The sequence below is a fragment of the Paenibacillus tabacirhizosphaerae genome (assembly GCF_040812395.1).
GTDB lineage: Bacteria > Bacillota > Bacilli > Paenibacillales > NBRC-103111 > Paenibacillus_E.
Genome location: NZ_JBFNXH010000016.1, coordinates 61,267 through 78,700, shown reverse-complemented (window position 1 = coordinate 78,700; position 17,434 = coordinate 61,267). Strand labels below are relative to the sequence as shown.

At 47.1% G+C, this 17,434-nt stretch carries 17 protein-coding genes; 6 read left to right on the top strand and 11 right to left on the bottom strand.

The features are described 5' to 3' along the window. Positions 1-77: 77 nt before the first annotated feature. The gene (locus tag ABRS97_RS22560) at positions 78-761 is read left to right on the top strand and encodes an MgtC/SapB family protein (protein ID WP_483312497.1); all 684 of its coding nucleotides are present in this window, start codon (positions 78-80) and stop codon (positions 759-761) included. Between the two features lie 70 nt (positions 762-831). On the opposite strand, the gene ABRS97_RS22555 is transcribed toward ABRS97_RS22560, so the two are convergent. From ABRS97_RS22555 to ABRS97_RS22530, 6 genes are all read right to left on the bottom strand, one after another. Continuing rightward, positions 832-1,284, bottom strand: a complete 453-nt coding sequence (locus ABRS97_RS22555; RefSeq protein ID WP_367818133.1) for a flavodoxin — start codon at positions 1,282-1,284, stop codon at positions 832-834. A 66-nt stretch (positions 1,285-1,350) separates the two neighbouring features. Next, entirely contained in the window at positions 1,351-2,208 is an 858-nt protein-coding gene (locus ABRS97_RS22550; protein WP_367818131.1) for a CDP-alcohol phosphatidyltransferase family protein, read from the bottom strand. A gap of 29 nt (positions 2,209-2,237) precedes the next feature. Then, entirely contained in the window at positions 2,238-3,302 is a 1,065-nt protein-coding gene (locus ABRS97_RS22545; protein WP_367818130.1) for an iron-containing alcohol dehydrogenase family protein, read from the bottom strand. 8 nt (positions 3,303-3,310) lie between these two features. Then, entirely contained in the window at positions 3,311-4,024 is a 714-nt protein-coding gene (locus ABRS97_RS22540) for a phosphocholine cytidylyltransferase family protein (RefSeq protein WP_367818129.1), read from the bottom strand. Continuing rightward, the gene (locus tag ABRS97_RS22535; RefSeq protein WP_367818127.1) at positions 4,021-5,025 is read right to left on the bottom strand and encodes a phosphotransferase; all 1,005 of its coding nucleotides are present in this window, start codon (positions 5,023-5,025) and stop codon (positions 4,021-4,023) included. The genes ABRS97_RS22540 and ABRS97_RS22535 overlap by 4 nt, the downstream gene beginning before the upstream one ends. Positions 5,026-5,147: 122 nt before the next feature. Beyond that, complete coding sequence (locus ABRS97_RS22530; RefSeq protein WP_367818125.1) at positions 5,148-5,297, bottom strand: hypothetical protein; 150 nt, start codon at positions 5,295-5,297, stop codon at positions 5,148-5,150. Positions 5,298-5,442: 145 nt separating this feature from the next. Here ABRS97_RS22530 and ABRS97_RS22525 point away from each other — a divergent pair, with 145 nt between their 5' ends. From ABRS97_RS22525 to ABRS97_RS22515, 3 genes are all read left to right on the top strand, one after another. Then, positions 5,443-6,279: a TrmB family transcriptional regulator gene (locus ABRS97_RS22525; protein WP_367818124.1), complete on the top strand. Its 837-nt coding sequence runs from the start codon at positions 5,443-5,445 to the stop codon at positions 6,277-6,279. After that, positions 6,276-6,944 (top strand): HD domain-containing protein, encoded by a 669-nt coding sequence (locus ABRS97_RS22520; protein WP_367818122.1) that lies wholly within the window; start codon positions 6,276-6,278, stop codon positions 6,942-6,944. The genes ABRS97_RS22525 and ABRS97_RS22520 overlap by 4 nt, the downstream gene beginning before the upstream one ends. A 362-nt stretch (positions 6,945-7,306) precedes the next feature. Next, the gene (locus ABRS97_RS22515; RefSeq protein WP_367818120.1) at positions 7,307-9,412 is read left to right on the top strand and encodes a methyl-accepting chemotaxis protein; all 2,106 of its coding nucleotides are present in this window, start codon (positions 7,307-7,309) and stop codon (positions 9,410-9,412) included. Positions 9,413-9,769: 357 nt separating this feature from the next. Here ABRS97_RS22515 and ABRS97_RS22510 read toward each other — a convergent pair whose 3' ends face one another. Beyond that, positions 9,770-10,813 (bottom strand): YheC/YheD family endospore coat-associated protein, encoded by a 1,044-nt coding sequence (locus tag ABRS97_RS22510; protein ID WP_367818118.1) that lies wholly within the window; start codon positions 10,811-10,813, stop codon positions 9,770-9,772. A 208-nt stretch (positions 10,814-11,021) separates the two neighbouring features. On the opposite strand from ABRS97_RS22510, the gene ABRS97_RS22505 reads away from it, so the two are divergent. Next, a complete protein-coding gene (locus ABRS97_RS22505; RefSeq protein WP_367818116.1) occupies positions 11,022-11,624 on the top strand; it encodes a hypothetical protein in 603 nt (200 codons plus the stop codon). Between the two features lie 314 nt (positions 11,625-11,938). Here ABRS97_RS22505 and ABRS97_RS22500 read toward each other — a convergent pair whose 3' ends face one another. From ABRS97_RS22500 to ABRS97_RS22485, 4 genes are read right to left on the bottom strand one after another with little or no spacing between them, the layout of a single operon-like run. Next, the gene (locus ABRS97_RS22500) at positions 11,939-13,147 is read right to left on the bottom strand and encodes a Ger(x)C family spore germination protein (protein WP_367818114.1); all 1,209 of its coding nucleotides are present in this window, start codon (positions 13,145-13,147) and stop codon (positions 11,939-11,941) included. Further along, positions 13,144-14,646 (bottom strand): spore germination protein, encoded by a 1,503-nt coding sequence (locus ABRS97_RS22495; protein WP_367818112.1) that lies wholly within the window; start codon positions 14,644-14,646, stop codon positions 13,144-13,146. Before ABRS97_RS22495 ends, ABRS97_RS22500 begins: the two co-directional genes overlap by 4 nt. Further along, positions 14,630-15,736: a GerAB/ArcD/ProY family transporter gene (locus tag ABRS97_RS22490; protein WP_367818111.1), complete on the bottom strand. Its 1,107-nt coding sequence runs from the start codon at positions 15,734-15,736 to the stop codon at positions 14,630-14,632. The genes ABRS97_RS22495 and ABRS97_RS22490 overlap by 17 nt, the downstream gene beginning before the upstream one ends. Beyond that, a complete protein-coding gene (locus ABRS97_RS22485; RefSeq protein WP_367818110.1) occupies positions 15,733-16,011 on the bottom strand; it encodes a hypothetical protein in 279 nt (92 codons plus the stop codon). The genes ABRS97_RS22490 and ABRS97_RS22485 overlap by 4 nt, the downstream gene beginning before the upstream one ends. Positions 16,012-16,146: 135 nt before the next feature. Here ABRS97_RS22485 and ABRS97_RS22480 point away from each other — a divergent pair, with 135 nt between their 5' ends. Next, on the top strand, positions 16,147-17,394 hold the full coding sequence (locus ABRS97_RS22480; protein ID WP_367818108.1) for a DUF445 domain-containing protein: 1,248 nt from the start codon (positions 16,147-16,149) through the stop codon (positions 17,392-17,394). The last annotated feature ends 40 nt before the right edge of the window (positions 17,395-17,434 follow it).

Below are 17,434 nucleotides of genomic sequence, written 5' to 3'. Positions count from 1 at the left end.
TAAATGATATTTACAAGAATTGCAGGCTATGCTAATGAATGACTTCTTAGTTATCAGGTTGGGGGAGAGCACACATGATGGTGAGCGTAGATATTCATATTTTACTAAAACTAGGGCTTTCAGCGGTGTTCGGACTCATTATTGGTCTGGAGCGTGAAATCCGCAATAAGCCGTTAGGCTTGAAAACTTCTTTGGTCATATGCCTAAGCAGCTGCTTGTTGACGATTGTGTCTATCGAATCTGCGAATAAGTATGCAGTAGCAGGACTGCATGTGATGGATCCAATGCGGCTTGCTGCTCAAGTGGTGAGCGGAATCGGCTTTCTTGGAGCGGGGGTTATTCTCAGAAAGCATAACGATGTTATTATCGGACTGACTACCGCCGCGATGATTTGGGGTGCGGCCGGGCTTGGCATTGCTGTGGGGGCGGGTTTCTTCGTGGAGGCTTTCTTCGGGCTGCTGCTTATTATGATCAGCGTTGTAGCGTTGCCATATTTCATTAAAAAGGTAGGTCCTAAACCGTTAATTATGAAGGATCTGCGGGTCAGGCTGATTGTGTCTCATGAAGCGAATTTGACCTCGATCATTAAGGCGATTATTGCCAAAGGATATCGAATGAAAAGCGTTCACATCAAGGAGCTGAGCCGCGATCAGCAGGAGCTGAATTTCATCGTATTCATCGACCGCAAGTATGCTTCCGAAGTGTACGACGAGTTGAAGAGCATGGAATTCATCGAAATTGCGGAAGTGGAAACTCTGTAGCGCACGGATAGGAAATGAGCGGCTTCTGAAGCTTAGGAAACAGAAGCGCTCCTTCCGGCTTCAATGCCGATTAAGCTGTTACACCGACGGCGGCAGCAAACTGCTTGCCGAAATCCAAGCAAAATTGTTTCTCTTCCTTGGAAGGATTCAGCTCGATTTTCAATCCGATCAGCACTCTCTCCGCGCCAAGCGCTGCAAGTTTAGCTTCCAGCGTGTCAATAGCGGCGCCGAAATGGGAATAGGAGGAGTCAGCCGACCCGAAGACCGCTGATTTGCGCCCTTGAAGGTTCAGTTCATCCATTTCTTCATAGAAATCCTCGAATTCATCAGGCAGATCGCCGTCCCCCCATGTATAAGCGCCTAGAAGAATGCCGTCATATTGTTCTAAATCTTGGCCTTTTGCATCCATAACAGACTTCACAACAGGCTCAATGCCTGCTTCTCTTACGCCATCCGCGATAGCTTCGGCAATCTCCTCGGTATTTCCTGTCATACTGGCATACACAATAATAATGCTTGACACCGGTATCCCTCCATCCAAATGATTATCCTCATCATCTTAAGTGATAATGATTATCATTGTCAATAATTACTCGGGATCCAGACTATTTATTTTTTTCGTAAGCTTATTTAGCTGCCGTTGGAAATCGATTGTCATCAGCCAGAGCTTATAGATTACTGCCGATTCGAATAGGATCATAAGAACGGAACTGGCGATAATGCCTTCGGGGATGAAGCCAATAATCGGAGCGATGATAAAAATAAACATCTGATACTCAATTCCACTCATTAGATGCAAGCGAACTCTGAACTGTAGAAAGAAAGTTCGTATTTTCAAATAGGAGGGGTACCGGGAGACAACTTCTCTCAAGAAGTCTTCTTTAAGATTGATTTCATCGATCGGAATCGCTTTTTTCTCGATTTGAAGTGTGTAATTCGCTTGGTCTATTTTCTTTCTCATTTCATTGAGCGACTTGTACACCAGTAGTGAGTTCATGTATCGCGTGCTATCCAGAAAGCAAATAAGAGCCCCTAAATAAAAATAAATGATAGCTCCTGAAGGCTGATACTGCCCGTATATGAGGGCAAAAGCACAAATAGCGACACGGGTACGATCCAATATATAATCCATCCATGCCCCGAATATGGAGCCCGTTCCTTTGAGTCGGGAGATTTTCCCATCCATGCAGTCCAAAGTGAAGCTAATATGATACAAAACCGCGCCCACGACTAACGACAAATAGGTACCTTGATAAAAGTGAAAAGCGGCGGCGAGGCCGGTGATAAACGCCAATAGGGTCAGCTGATTCGGGGTAATTTTGGTGTAGTTAGCTAGAGGAAGCAATAAACGGGATGCGATGGGGTCAACCAAAAACACGGTCCACCAAGCATCTTTCTTTTTATAAGTCTCTCGAACATCTTGCGAAGAATACTTAGTCGTATTCAATAGTACCACCTCTTGGAATTAGTAACGGTTCAGGAGACAAAAGGGAAAACTTCATCTAGCACATCACCAATATGCGCTGCTGTTAAATCCATTTGATTCAAAATGGTATATCGATTTCTTAGCGTGGGCGCCCTCTGAATCGCCGAGATCATTTCATCCTTCGAATAACCAAGCTCCGCATAGTGGGTTGGCAGACCAAATCGCCCATAATATTGTCTCATGTTATGTTCAGTGTCCGAGGTTCCCTGAACATATTCGGTGAATAACAACCCAACTGCAACCTGTTCACCGTGAAGCGCTTTCCCGCCGCAATAGTTATCAAGCGCATGGCTGATCAAATGCTCGGAGCCGCTGCAGGGTCTGCTTGTGCCTGCTATGGCCATAGCAAGTCCGCTCATGATCAGCGATTCGGCCGTCACTTGCAGCAAGGACGAGCTGCTTATGTTTTCCTGATTAGCCGTATTCAAAAAAGCTTCTGTTGCTTGGTTGGCTGTCAAGCAAGCAAAGGCGTTTATGTTCTCTTTCTTTACTTGATGCGCAAGTTTCCAATCAAAGAGCGCTGATTTGTTGGATAGCAAATCTCCGATTCCGGAAATAAATAACCGTTTGGGAGAATGGGCTATAATGTCCAAATCAATCACGACGGCCCACGGCATGCCAACTTCGATACTTGTCCCCTTTGTTGCACTCACTCGGATCGAAGCAACCGGCGAACAGATAGCATCGCTGGATAATGCAGTCGGTACGAGCACAACAGGCGCTTTCACGCGCATTCCGACTACTTTGCACACATCTAATACCTTGCCGCCCCCGACGCCAATGACCATTTCGGCCAAAAACATGTGTGCCTCGAATTCCAGCGCATCTATTGTCCGCAGTGTGTTATCCGCGCAGAATAGCGCTCTAACCTGTGACGAGCACAGCTGCAAAGTCGTGATCAACTGCTCGCTGATCTGACGAGTCGGTCCTATGCCGCGGATCACAACAACTCTTCGCTGAGCGAGCGCTTCCCAAAGTTCGCTGCCTTTCAATCGTTCAAATGCTTGGGACTCATAAATGAGATGCGTAGGGAGTTCCACCTTTTTATACATCATAAGCCCCCTTATGAAATCACTAAAGTCGAAAGCTGCTTCGCGCATTCCCAGTCACGCATATCATCTATTTCAATCCAGGGATATCCTTCCGTATGGACAGCTCGAATGTCCACATTTGCGGCGCAGGCCTCATATACGTTTTCATACCAACCGCTTACTTCTCCGGCTTCGATAAGCTCAGCCGCTTTTCGGTAAAGAATGTTGAGGTCATAAACGGATAATTTAGAAATGCCAATATATTCGCCATCCGTTTCGGCCAGATTCAACTGCTTGTTCACCAACCGCAATCGGTTGCCGTCGAGCTTGACTTTCATCGCTTCCTCAGTCAACGCTTTCTTCCGATCAACCAACAGACATGAGGGGAACTCAGTGCTCAAAATTAACGGAATTAACTGATGGTTATAAAAAACATCGGAATTAATCAGCAATAAATCGTCTCCCACAGCTTGGGTAAGTAAAAATGAATAAATATTATTCATAGACGCATAGAACGGATTGTAGATAAAATGGATGCCTGTTTCTTTGAAATGCTCTTCAAGCTGTTCGATCATATAGCCGCCAATGATGTAGATATCTTCATAGGCAAAACCAGATTTCAGTACACTTTCAATTTGATACTGCACCAGAGGTTTCTCATTGATTTTAAGCATAGCTTTGGGCCTGTTTTTGGTTAGGGGATGGAGGCGGCTTCCGATTCCTGCTGCCAATATGACCACTCTCATAGGTTAGCTCTCCCGAGGTCAGCTAATTTTTCTTTGTCAATTGCCATACAACGCTCGAATTCATGAAGCAGCGACGATGAGTTTCCCGGAGCATCAAAATATTTATTTGCCACTCGAATCGCTTTATGGGGGAAAATTTGATCAAACAAGAGCAGCTCATATTCCTCAGGAGAAAGGGGACGGACTTGCTGGTAGGCATTCAAAATGACTCGGAATCTCTCTTTGGACCAGGCCCCCAAGGCGTGGTTAATGAAGGTAATCAGATGGGAGATGTCTCTCATCGGAAGGGCGATGCTAACGGTATCTAAATCAATCACAGTTAACTTACTCTCGGGGCTGCGGAGCAGATTAAGGTGAGAATAATCGCCGTGCGCCAGACGCGGATCCTGCCTTGTGGTGTCGAGCAGCGTACCTAACGCCGTTTGCGGAAGGCGATCAAGCACCCATTGCGCGCGAGCTTGAAGCCAAGGCAAATGGTTCAAAAAGTGTGCAGAGAATGCATCTCCGCTAACGTTGGCCTTATCACGGCATTTTTCCAGCTTATTTATCTTTTTCCTATAGATATGGTTCCAGTCAAGCCGGGCACTGGTAATTGGGTTGCCTGCAGTCTGGTAGCCTTGAGACGCTTCATGAAATTGTGCAAGCAAAATAGCCATCTTTTCTATCATTCCTGGCTCTGTGTAGCTAGGATGTTCACCAGCAAGCCATTGAAACAGAAGGAAACAGCCGCTATCGACATTGACGAACGAGGCGCCGGCCAAGGTGGAAAGAACGGTAGTTACCGGAACTCCTTTTCCATAGAGGTACACGTTTACTGCTGCGATGATCGGCGCACGTTCTCGTTTTTCCAGATATTTGAAAGCATATAAGCGGCCAGTAGTATCCGTAATTTTCCATACTTGCCTATCCACTTTTCGTCTTATCAGCGTAATGTTTTGAGGCGTTATACCATAATGATATTGTAAAATTTCATAAATAACCTGCTCTCTGATCTCCGCCATCTCATCACCTCTACCTATATGATTCTATTAATATATGTGCCATTTCCAGATTGGTATGGACGTATATTAATAGCTTTCGAAGGAATGAAAAAACCGCCATCATGGCGGTCTAGCAGATCTGGTCAAGGTTCATCAATGTATTCTTCTTCATTCGGAATGGCGTTCGACAAATCGTTGTCAGAATGGCCCGGGTCTTTCTTGGTGTCGTAGTCAATGATGCAAGCCTCCGCAGCTTCGGAGTTGTTATTCTTCGTCTTACTGGATTCCACCATGGCTTAGCCTCCTTTCGTCCAAAGTAGGATTGCCATTTTCGGGTGAATTATCCAAGCGGTGTGTATTTCGAGGCGATAACATCACGGAAATCATGCTACAATATGAATCATGGTTAAGATATCGGTTTATGGAGGAGGGGCGCGCATGGACGAAATTTTGCGGCATCTGAAACAGCTGGGCTTCACGGATCTTGAAGCCAAATGCTTGCACGTACTGGCAGAGTGCGGAACGCAAACGGGATACGAAATCGCCAAGCGTCTTGGCGTTTCCCGCTCGAACGTCTACTCCGCGCTGCAAAAGCTCGCGGAGAAGGGCGTTGTGCTCACCAGCCACGGCGAGCCTACGCATTACCAGAGCGTGCCGATTGAGGAGATCGGCGACAGGATTGAAGCTGATCTGCAGGCTTCAATCTCTTATGTGAAGACGCATATGCCGAAGCAGGATGCGGAACGTACCGAATATTTCAGTGTAGAAGGCGACGCGAAAGTTATCGAGCGAATTCGCGCCGAGCTGAAGAAGGCGCGGGAGGAAGCGCTTTGCGACCTGTGGCCGGAAGAAGCAAAGCTGCTGAGCCAGGAACTGGTGCATGCCCGGGAGCAAGGGGCGCATATCCTTATTTCGACGGTGGGCGAGGCGGGGCTGCCGGATGGCATGCACTTGTTTCCTCGCGGACGCGAGGAAGCTTGGCAAGAGCGCAGCGGGCGCAAATTCGCGCTGCTGCTTGACCGCAAGCTGGCGATTGTCGGTACGCGGGGCGACGGTGAACCGACCAAAGCATTATTCACCGAGCATCCGGCGATGGTGGAGCTGCTGCTGACTAACTTTTTCCATTACATAGTGATGCATGATTTGCAGAAGGATATGGGTGCGAAGCTGGAAGAAAAATATGGTAAACATTTCAAGAAAATGATTCAGAAATATACCGAGGCCAAGCCGATAGAAGCGAAGTCAGCGGAAGGGAAGAGGCGGAAGAAGAAATGACGGAACGAGGGAAAGAGCGGGAGCAAGAACGGATTCTTCGAGCTGCGGAAGCGTTCGTGAAGGAGAAGCTGGAGCGCGATAGCAGCGGCCACGATTGGTGGCACATCTATCGCGTCGTGCAGACGACGAAGCGCATCGCAGCCGGCGAGGGCGCGGACCGCTTCGTCTGCGAGCTCGCGGCGCTGCTTCACGACGTCGCCGACGAGAAGCTGCACGCCGACCCCGCTGCTGCGCAGCGCGAGCTCACGGCGTGGCTCGCCGGCAGCGGGACGCCGCCGGCGCAGGCAGAGCACGTGCTGGAGATCATCAGCACGATGTCGTTCAAGGGCGGCGCGCGGCCGAAGGTGCGCACGTTGGAGGGCCAGGTCGTGCAGGATGCCGACCGGCTGGATGCGATAGGCGCGATAGGCATCTCGCGCGTATTCGCTTATTCGGGCTGGAAGGGACGCCCGATACATGATCCCTCCGTCATCGTGCGGGAGCAGATGACGGAAGCCGAGTATCGCAGCGGGAACGATACCGCGATTAATCATTTCTATGAGAAGCTCCTTAAGCTGAAGGAGCTGATGAACACCGCCTACGCCCGCAAGCTGGCGGATGAGCGGCACCGCTTCATGGAGCATTACCTGGAACAGTTTTACGCAGAGTGGGAAGGCGAGAGATAAGCCCTCTCTTTTTGACCACATCAGAATGTTTAAGTTCTTTACAGCGCTAAAGCGCGTAGAACATCATTCTGATTGGCATGTCAACCTTCCTATGAACGCGGTCGCTCATCATCGAAAGGCCAAGATAGAGGTTTATTTCATAAAAATTGTTAAATCCTGTCGAATTTCGCATTGAAACATCCAGATATTTACTCTATACTAGGAATTAGTTACTAGTTCCAATAGTTCCAAAAATAATTATGCGGATTGACAAAGGGGTCAATTCCGTTTGCGGCAACAGAGCCAAGAAGATGTATGCGACTATTTTTAGTTGTGTATTTCCTTCTTGGCTTTTTATTTTACCTAGAAAAGGAGAATAGTTGATGTCCCGTTTTTTCTTCCCTGTTCTGTATGTGCTGAATCGTTTAAAGTATTCTCAAAAATTTGCGCTGATCGGTGTCCTGATTTTACTGCCTTGTGCGATTACGCTTTATTTTCTCGTTGCGGAGCTTAATAAAGGCATTGTATTTGCAGAGATGGAGCGCTATGGATTGGCATACAACAATGCCATGAACAAGGTTCTAAGCGGCGTGCAGGAGTCCCGCAGGCTGTCCTATGCTGCGCTTAATGGCGATGCGGCTTCGAAAGACAAGCTAACTGCCGCCGGGGCCGTGGTGGACGAACAAATCAAGCAGGTGGACGCATTGGAGCAAAAGCTTGGCGCCAAGCTCGATACGACAGGGCAGTGGTCCGCGTTCAAAACCAAGTGGCAGGATTTGAAAACCAAGCTGCCCAATCTCAAGCTCCAGGAAAGCTACGATCTGCATACGGAGCTTGCCGCAGACAGCTTGGCCTTAATCGCCCATGTTGGCGATAAGTCTAACCTGATTCTCGATCCCGAGCTGGACTGCTACTATTTAATGGATGCCTCGTTGCTGAGGTTTCCCGCGTTAACTGAGGACATCAGCCAGCTTCGCGAGTTGGGGAGCGGAATTGAACGAAGAAAGCTCATCGCCAAGGAAGAGAAAACCATGCTCATCTATAAACAAGCCACGGTGACCTCTAACGCCAATGCGGTGAGTGCCGGCGCTCAGGTCATTTATGATAAAAATCCGCAGCTGAAGCCTAAATTGGAGGCGCCGATTCAGCAATGGGGCAGCACTTTCGCCCAGTTGATCGCCGGTCTTGACAGCAATTTGATCGCACCCGATAAGATCGCAGGGAACGGAGAAGCGTTCATGGCTTCGGCAACGAAAGCCGTAGAGGACATCGAGTCACTTTACACGTTGGAAGCTTCGTTATTAGACAGTCGTTTATTGGAGCGGGTGGATCATTATACCCAAATCAAATATTTTGTCATCAGCTTTGTCATTATCGTCTTTTTGCTGGTGTTTTACGTTTTTGGCGCTTTCTATGTATCCATCACAAAAGCAGTCCGCGCTTTTCGGCTCTCATCGCTGGAAGTGGCCAAAGGCAATTTGCTGACGCGCATTGCGACGCGCACCAAAGATGAAATGGGCGAAGCAGCTTCTTCTTTTAATGCAATGATCGATGCGGTCAAAGCCATCATTAACGCCAGTAAGATGACAGCAGATCAGGTGGCCGACTCCTCGGACAGGATTGTCAGGATTGCCGAACAAGCCGCCGCTGCGAACCAGCAACTGTCTGTGATCATGCAGGAAACCGTCAAGAGGGCGGAGACGCAATTGCACGGGACGGAAGAGAGCTCGAAAGCGATGAGCGAAATGACGATAGGCATTCAGCGGATTGCCGAGTCCGCTTCTATTGTTTCGGATTCGTCGCAAGATTCCTCGCAAAGTGCGGTGGATGGCAACGAGGCTATGGGCAAGGTGATTGTTCAGATGGAATCCATTCAATATTCGGTCAAAGATACTGCGAGCAAGATTCACCAATTGCATGACTTTTCCCGGCAAATCGGACAAATTGCGGAAGTGATCAAAGGCATATCTTCCCAGACCAATCTGCTTGCCTTAAACGCATCCATTGAAGCGGCCAGGGTGGGCGAGCACGGACGGGGGTTCGCGGTAGTCGCCAACGAAACGAGAAAACTGGCCGAGCAGTCCGCCGCATCCGTCTCAGGCATCTACACGCTGCTCCAGCAGATTCAAGAAATGAGCGCTCAATCCGTCGATATGATGGATAACGTACAAAAGGATGTTCAATTGGGGCATACGGTCGTTCAGGAGGCAGGCGTATCTTTCGGGAAAATCTTAAAGTCCACTCATCATATTGCGGAACAAATTCAGGACGTCTCCGCTGCATCCGAACAGATCGCCGCAGGTTCGCAGGAAACCGCCGCCGTGATTACGGAGATTGCCGGAGTGACCAAGGAGTCCTCCGAACAGTTTAAATCAATATCCGAACTATCTGTGACACAGCGCTCCTCGATGGAGGAACTCGCCAATCAGGCGGTCGTTCTTAATCAAATGTCGCGATCTTTGCGCGAGCAGATCGGCAAATGGGCTTAAACTCGGATAATCTCGGTCTTTCTTCCATCCAGATTTTCACGGATCATTTTACCTTGCAGCTCGTACACGATGGGTGAACCGATTATAAAAAAATTCACCCGTAGCTAGAAGGGTTTCGGTTTCTTATGGAAGCAATCCGTTTAAAAAATGATCCAAAGAAAACCCAATTGTCATTTCTGAAATTTGCTCAACTTTTGCGGTGGTAGTTAAATTGCTTCCATGTAACAATGGCAAAAGAACGGCTCTGTTCGCATCGTTTGCGAAAGAGCCATTTTTTGTTTTTCTCCGGATTTCTTGAAATATCTAGGTAAGTCGCTTAAAAAGAAGGGTAAGCCAAGCCACAATCCATATACTGGGTCATCGAATAGATTGATGTCTACATAAAAAGTGAGCATATTGTAGTGGACGCTTATAGATATTTTTTTGTTCTCGGATTTCACCGTATAGATCTTTTTGTGGCTTGCCATTTACTTCAATTATCCAAACATGACCGACGTTGTCCAACGCAAAGTCAACGCTAAGCTCACCAAGATGGTAACCAGCATGTAATTCCATAATTTCTGCGCTTCTTAAACTGAGGTCATAAATTGATTGAAAAATAGCATTAACCATATCGGGAGGATAGAAATAATTGAGTACTTCTTCTGATAAACAGACTTTTTCACAGATGCTTGTATTAAAGTAACCCCTATGAGCTATACGACTGACGACATTCGTTACAGACCATAAGCCCTTCATATTTTTTTGCACAAGCACTCGGATATCGAAGTTTTTATCATTTATTTTCGGGGTATTGATTCCCTTTTGAATAATGTAGGGGGTGGATCCAACAAGTTCCTGAATTCTCACTTGAAACTGCAGAATGTCTCCTACAAGATGTTCTGGTAAAAAATGGTTGTGGCCAAATTGAATTTCCCCTGAATTCTTCAACTCCACACGATATACGCCTATCCCGCTATGTCCGTAAAAAGGTTTTAAGTATAAAACTTTATGAATGTTTAGTAGGCGGGCAGCGTTCTCCTTATCAAAGGGGACAGTTTCCGGCAAATGATGTACAAGCCATTCGTTTAATTTTTGATAAGTTTCATATTTGTTAAATTGGTTTATGTGATTGAAGCACTTATTAATGCCAATTACTTCCTCTAACCGTTCAATAAAACTGGGATTCAAAGTGTAACAACGGTTGTAAACAACTTGGGGAAAGGGGAATTTACTCATTACCCACCTTCGATTAACACGGTGATATCCGACAATGCTCTTCCGTTCCCAATCGACATCAGAGGGGGTAAAACAGAACATCTTAATACTCTTCATCTTGCAATCAAGATACTTTTTAAGAAGATACTTCCTTTCATTACCTTTATTAACCATAATTCCGATAGAACTATATTTCGTTTTCACTATTTTCCTCCTTATTTATTACTAAGGGACATGTAAGTATGTTATGTCACGAGAAGGAAAATGCTTGGACAACAATGTAATTCAAATAATAAAAATTGGTTGTGTTTCCATAGAGTACATTTGTCATTAGAGTACAATTGTCCCTAACAATTGAAGGCGGGTATGAATAACATAATTTTGAACGTAACCTTAAGGAGTGTGAGCGAATATGGGTAGAATACCAGGTCCTCCAGGCCCTCCAGGAGCCCAAGGACCAGCGGGTCCAGCAGGAGCCCAAGGACCAGCGGGTCCGGCAGGAGCCCAAGGACCAGCGGGTCCAGCAGGAGCCCAAGGACCAGCGGGTCCAGCAGGAGCCCCAGGAGCCCAGGGACCAGCGGGAGCCCCAGGAGCCCAGGGACCAGCGGGAGCCCCAGGGCTTTTAACTGGATTTGATTGTGAAAAGTTTTCTGGCACCCCAACCATTACTTTGACCGCAGCAACACCAACCGCCACCGTGTTAACTGTAGCAGCAACTGTAGCTGCAGTTACTAACGTAGTTTGGTTGACCGCCTACGCAACATGGACACCGAGTTCTGCAAATCCAACCTTTACACTAAGAATCGTTCGTGATGATGCTACTGTAATCGGCACTGCGAATGATACTCCAGTATCAGCAAACAGCCCTATAACGACTGCTCTCACCACTTGTGACGAAGCACCACTGACAGGAACTCATACCTACACTCTAGAAGCTACGGGCAATGCTTTATCCGGGGGGCAAACAATCACTATAAACTTTGCCGGACTTACCGCTGCTGTTTTAAGCACTTAGTTATAACGAGATGAAGTGATCATAACCAGCGGCCAGCAATTAAAGGCTGCCGCTTGACAATAATACTCCTGATGAACAAGTCCGTCCTTACAAGTACAAGTGAGGGGCAGACAGGTACACAAAACACCAGCTTTTGTGATCGTTTCCACAAAGAAATCCTCGTCAGAAGCATAAAGAAGCACCCGATCAGGGTGCTTTTATCATTTCTACTTTAACTATATAGTCTAGCTTATAGATTTGCGAAAGTTGAGTAAGTTATTTATGGTTATTTGGCGAGACTCCGGTGAGTTCAGAGTCAATGTCGTTCGCCATGCCTATTCCTCTTTTTCAATTTTATCCGTTTTTAATTCCGAACGAAGAAGATTAATGTTGCACTCCACGGTAACGGGCGAATTTGTAAATAATTGATTCCAATTTCCTGCAATCTCTTGGTACTGCTTATAATGTCTGCGGAACAGCTGCTCACCGAATCCAAATATATCCACGCCATATTTTCGTTGTATATTGTCGATAGCCGTACTCATTTGTTGTTGCACATAGGTGGAGGTCAAAGCTTCCATGTGGCGAAATCCAGCAACCTCATCCAAATGCTCCTTTTTGTCGATACTGGCGATTATCCCTTCGCCGTGCAAGGTCAACCGCATGTCGGGTTTGCCATTCTTCATAGTTGTCTGCATCTTGGCTTTGATGCGGAACAGGCGGATTGCCGCGTACTTGCCCTTCTCTTCCAAAGGGACAGACAGTGTTGTTCCGCGTAGGAACTGATTTCTTGCCATTACAACCATCCGGCTATTCTCGGCCGTAAGGAATCCTAGCAGTTTATCATCACGAAAAACGGCCATACCGGCCAGTTCAACCAACGTTTTGGGAACCACAGACTTGACGTTTTCCAGATTTTCGCCGTCTTTTGGAGATCCCTTTAATGTGACAGCACCGATTGCTGCTTCTCTTCCTTCGACAAGAAGAGCTTGTGTAAGGTCGAATAACCGACTATTCGCGATCCCTCCCCATGTTTTTTTATAACTGTTCAATTGGGAACGAAGCTTCAAGCTGGAATATGTCCCCTGGGGATAAAGAATCTTTAAGAGGTCTGAGGCACGGGTATTTTTGGAAATGAGTATTTGGACATCTTCCCGAACCGCTCGAGCCCGTTGAAGTGTATCCAGATGCTCGCTGATCCCTAATCTAGCCAATTTTTCGTCGATGATAATGACCCCGATGTGTGAACTAAGCATAGTTCGATCTACGCTTTGGTTTAATAAAGTTACAGCTTCTCCAATTGTATTTCCTTCTGAAGATTGAATAATGCTTGGAGCGCCTCCTTTTCCCGGTTTATGCGCTTGCGCTTCATTTGCGTTCAATAGTTCCACGGTCACTCGTACTTTATGGTTTTGACCCGGCTCCAACGTCATTCCTGTAATCAGGGAAGACTCATTGAGTTCGTTGAGATCCCAGCAGCCTGTCAAAGAAGCCATGAGAGAGGTAAGAAGGACAAACAGTAGAATCTTGCGCATTTTATTCATGAGCGCCCCCTATTACCCTGGTCCTCTTCTGGCATTTGTCTGCTTCCAGGCACGGGCGCCGGCAAACGGAAAAGAGCGTCTTTCTGTCCGTTTTTGACAAAGGGAGCGAACGGGGAAAGATAGGGGTATCCGAAGGATTCCAGCCGTACCAGATGGATGATCAGGAATGAGGCGCTAAGAATGACACCATACAATCCGAGTATGGAAGCAAACATGATGACCCCAAATCTCAAAAGCCGGGCATTTGCGCCAAACGTATATACCGGGGAGACGAAGCCTGAGATGGCAGTCAAAGCGACAACAATGACCAGAATGTTGGAGATAATGCCGGCTTCAACGGCAGCCTGTCCCAACACCAATGCACCAACAATCGATATGGCTTGTCCGACAACCCGAGGCATTCGTGTCCCGGCCTCCCTCAGAATTTCGAACGTTAGCTCCATGATGAGGATTTCGATAACTGCCGGAAACGGGGTCCCTTCTCTTTGCGCGGCGATACTTGTCAACAGGTTTGTAGGGATTAATTCCTGGTGATAGGTAGTGGCCGCTACATAAAGGGAAGGTATGAACAAGGAGATGAGAAAGGAAACATATCGAAGGAAACGCGTAAAGGTGCCAAAAGCGAACCATTGATAGTGATCTTCCGGAGATTTGAAGAAATCGTTCATCACGGCTGGGACTACCAGTATGAACGGGCTGCCGTTGACAATGAGAGCCAGTCTTTTTTCCAGGAGGAGGGCACAGACGGAATCTGGCCGCTCGCTGCTGTAGGCAGTGGGAAATAACGAGAACTTTCTCGGTCTAAGAATTTCTTCCAAACTCCCGGAGTCGAATAAGCTTGAGATTTTGCTTGTTTTCAAACGAGCTCTTACTTTTCGAAGCACCTCTGTGTCTATCCCTCCATCTATATAAGCCAAATAGACGGCGGTTCCAGATTGATCGCCTAAGGAAAACTTTTCAAATCGGAGGTTCTCATTAAGCAGTCGTCTGCGGATTAAGCTCATGTTCGTATCGGCGGATTCAGTAAATCCTTCTTTCGGTCCACGCACCACCGTTTGCGTCGTCGGTTCTTCGACCGATCTTGTATTCAGGTTTTTTACGTCAAGCATCAGCAGCCTATCCGCATTTTGAATGAGCAGTGCGGCATTTCCGGCAATCAGTCTGCCGGGTATTTCCTGCAGATGGGATATAAACTCGCTTGTGAGTCCGCCGAAGTACTTGTCTTTCAACTGCTCCAACACGATCGTTGGGCAGATGTCAACCGTGCACAAGGAGGAAGAGGAAATCGGCCTTATCACATGTTCCATGATAAAGTCTTTGCTTGTCATAGTTTTCAAGTAACAGAGAAGCCCTTCGATTTCTCCAACCCAAACAGGCACGATGACAAGATCATCTGTGTGTCCGAATACGTGTTGTATATAAGAATGAACTTGCTTCAACGATTGTATGCTCTGGTCCTCATCCTTGATGGGTGTTGTCTGTTTATCCGTTGTTTGCACGGAGCGTCCCCCTTCGTTTCAAACGAATCCAAACTACAATACCGGTTAACAAGGGTACGACAAATTGGAAGGGAATGTGGACCATGTAAACAGCATAGAAAAGTCCCTCTTTGCTATGCTCGGCGAAACTATGCGTAATCATCATAGACGTGGCCCCAACGAAAAGAGCTAGCGGATATACGTAAGATTGGCTAATGCTCCGGAATACGAAAGATACCCCTTTCACACCTGCAAATAAAAATACAGCGCATTTGACTAACACGCTAAAAATGATAATCATCGCTACAAGCGCATCCATTCGTGATATGAAGTCCGCGACATTAATGAGCCGTGCAGCATCCAATAAGGGGAATTCAGAGTACTTTTCGAATTCCATCCCTAATGACCACATCTGAATCAGATCTGAAAAGGAGAGCAGGATGCTAGCGGTCAGAAAAGCCGTGATTCCCAGTTTGCGAAATTTTGCAGGGCTCCCTATGCCGGGGATCAAGATGAGGAAAACGATGACCTCTCCATAAGGGAACCAAACAGTGGAAGTAAAGATTTCCTTCACAATGGGAGCAATCCCCTTCGATAAAAAGGGTAACATTCTTTCCGGAACAAGCGAACCGCTTATCGCCAGAAAAATTGCTAACGTAATAAAAAATAATAGTATCAATCCAAGGATCAATTCCGATAAACGTCCCAGAGTCTTTAGTCCGCCATAAGCTGCGTAAGCGATTAATAGAACGAATAATAAAACGACGAGCTGCGGCGGAGTGCTGCGCAGAAGCGCCGTCATAACCAATTCAAGCATATCCCGTACATTACGGGCAGCAACATAGAGAAAGTACACCGAGTAACTGAGCACCATAACTTTGCCAAGGTACCTTCCCCATGCCAAATCCAAGAGGGCATAGAACCCTTTTCGAGCATCCAAAGAAATGATGGATACATACATCAAAAATAAGAGAATCGCGGGTATTACTGAAATCAATTCAATCAACCAGTTGTCTGGCACGGTCTTCGGTGCCCCGAAGATGATAGAGGTTCCCAATAAACAAACGAGCATCAGCGTAAAGGTCTGCATGGAGGACAATTTATGGGTCATGGTTTAATCCTATTCGTGTCCGTGGTTGTGTCCGTGGTATGCTTTTTTCTGAGGCTTCGCTTACGCGAATTCCTCCGTAGATCGCTAATTAAAGCTATGATGAAGGCTCCTGCAAGGAGCAAATAGGCCTTCCAGTTATCGTTAAAGCCGTAACTTAGCCGGAAAAATGCGGTTCCGAAAGATTCATGATAAACCTTGATGTCCAGCAGCGCCATGAGCACAAACGTCAAGATGGTGATACTAAGCAGCCCAATGCCTGTCATATTGACCGTCACTTCCCTCCAAGTATACTTTCCATATTTTGCTCAACATGAGTGGGTAATATGTAAAAAAATATTCGCGTCGAATTTTGTGATAATATAGAAGGAACACCGATTTCACCATATCACATAGAAAGAGATGTTAATGAGATGAAGAGAGAAGCTAAATATATCGCTACGGTATCCTTAGGCGTCATGGGAGCCGGTTTCCTGGCTACACTTCCGGTCTCTTCGACCGTATGGGGCGGCTTCCTGCAAGGCGGCTTTGAAGCGGGCGTCGTCGGCGGGTTGGCAGACTGGTTCGCTGTTACGGCACTATTCCGCCATCCGCTCGGGGTTCCGATTCCACATACAGCGCTTCTGCCCAAGAATCGCGACAAAATTACGAAAGCGCTTGTCTCAACAGTTCAAAATGAACTGCTGTCCAAAGAGACAATTGCTGCGCGATTACAGCAAATTCGTTTCCTGGAGCGGGGATTGGAGCTGGCCGAGAACCATCTGGATAACGGTGCGCTCCATAAGGGCATGTCAGCGTTAGCTAAGCAGGCGCTGCATGCGATAGACCTTGAGAAGTTGGCTCCGATTTTAGCGGAGGAGATCAGCAAGGCACTTCAGGACATGGATACAAGCCGTCTCGTTCGTTCGCTTGCAAGCGTCGTCACAGAGGGCGGTTATGAAGGGAAGACGTTCGATTTCGTACTGGATAAAGTGGAGGCGTGGGCGGTCAAATTCGAGACGCGCGATCAGCTTGGCGGTATGGCGCTCAAAGCTTTTGAGGGTTTGCAATCGAACGGTTTTATGGCTTTTGCGGTGAATGCCTTTATGGGTATGGTTAGCGAGGAGAAGCTGGGGAGCATCATTCAAAACTTCCTGCTTTCGTATATTGAGCAAATGAGGTTGCAGAACCACCCTCGCCGTGAAGCGGTTCTCAGCTTTATCCGTGGTGAGCTGAACAAGCTGGACACCCATCCGAAGCTGCTGGAAGAGCTGGAGCGCCTAAAAGCGAAGCTTCCTGAAGTTTTTTCGCTCGAAGAGAAGCTTGGCGGGATGCTTGAGCGCCTGAAGTCGAAGGCAGAGACGTTCGTAGAAGGGCCGGAATTCGCACTCCAGTATGTGGTGCCTATGCTTCGAAACCTATTAACTTCTGTGAAGAGCAATCCGGATAGGATGCAGTTCGGCGAAAGCTGGATTCAGCAGCAAATTATCCATTACCTCGAGCAAAATCACAGTAAAATCGGGCAGCTCGTTCAAGAGAATCTGGATAAGCTGGATAATAAGAAGTTGATTGCATTGATGGAGGACAAGATTGGTAAAGATCTGCAGTGGATCCGTGTCAACGGCGCCATATGCGGCTTTATCATCGGGCTTGTCTTGGCAGGGCTGAAGATGTTATTTTAAATCTTGGTTTCATATTATTAAGGGGATCCCCCAAAAGTAA

Excerpts from the sequence above, each read along its gene's own strand:
- ABRS97_RS22500 (WP_367818114.1), bottom strand. The coding sequence starts at position 13,147 with ATGAATAAAATGCGCAAGATTCTACTGTTTGTCCTTCTTACCTCTCTC.
- ABRS97_RS22520 (WP_367818122.1), top strand. The coding sequence starts at position 6,276 with ATGACGGAACGAGGGAAAGAGCGGGAGCAAGAACGGATTCTTCGAGCT.
- ABRS97_RS22535 (WP_367818127.1), bottom strand. The coding sequence starts at position 5,025 with ATGGCGGAGATCAGAGAGCAGGTTATTTATGAAATTTTACAATATCAT.
- ABRS97_RS22525 (WP_367818124.1), top strand. The coding sequence starts at position 5,443 with ATGGACGAAATTTTGCGGCATCTGAAACAGCTGGGCTTCACGGATCTT.
- ABRS97_RS22490 (WP_367818111.1), bottom strand. The coding sequence starts at position 15,736 with ATGACCCATAAATTGTCCTCCATGCAGACCTTTACGCTGATGCTCGTT.
- ABRS97_RS22545 (WP_367818130.1), bottom strand. The coding sequence starts at position 3,302 with ATGATGTATAAAAAGGTGGAACTCCCTACGCATCTCATTTATGAGTCC.
- ABRS97_RS22560 (WP_483312497.1), top strand. The coding sequence starts at position 78 with ATGGTGAGCGTAGATATTCATATTTTACTAAAACTAGGGCTTTCAGCG.
- ABRS97_RS22515 (WP_367818120.1), top strand. The coding sequence starts at position 7,307 with ATGTCCCGTTTTTTCTTCCCTGTTCTGTATGTGCTGAATCGTTTAAAG.
- ABRS97_RS22540 (WP_367818129.1), bottom strand. The coding sequence starts at position 4,024 with ATGAGAGTGGTCATATTGGCAGCAGGAATCGGAAGCCGCCTCCATCCC.
- ABRS97_RS22505 (WP_367818116.1), top strand. The coding sequence starts at position 11,022 with ATGGGTAGAATACCAGGTCCTCCAGGCCCTCCAGGAGCCCAAGGACCA.
- ABRS97_RS22480 (WP_367818108.1), top strand. The coding sequence starts at position 16,147 with ATGAAGAGAGAAGCTAAATATATCGCTACGGTATCCTTAGGCGTCATG.
- ABRS97_RS22530 (WP_367818125.1), bottom strand. The coding sequence starts at position 5,297 with ATGGTGGAATCCAGTAAGACGAAGAATAACAACTCCGAAGCTGCGGAG.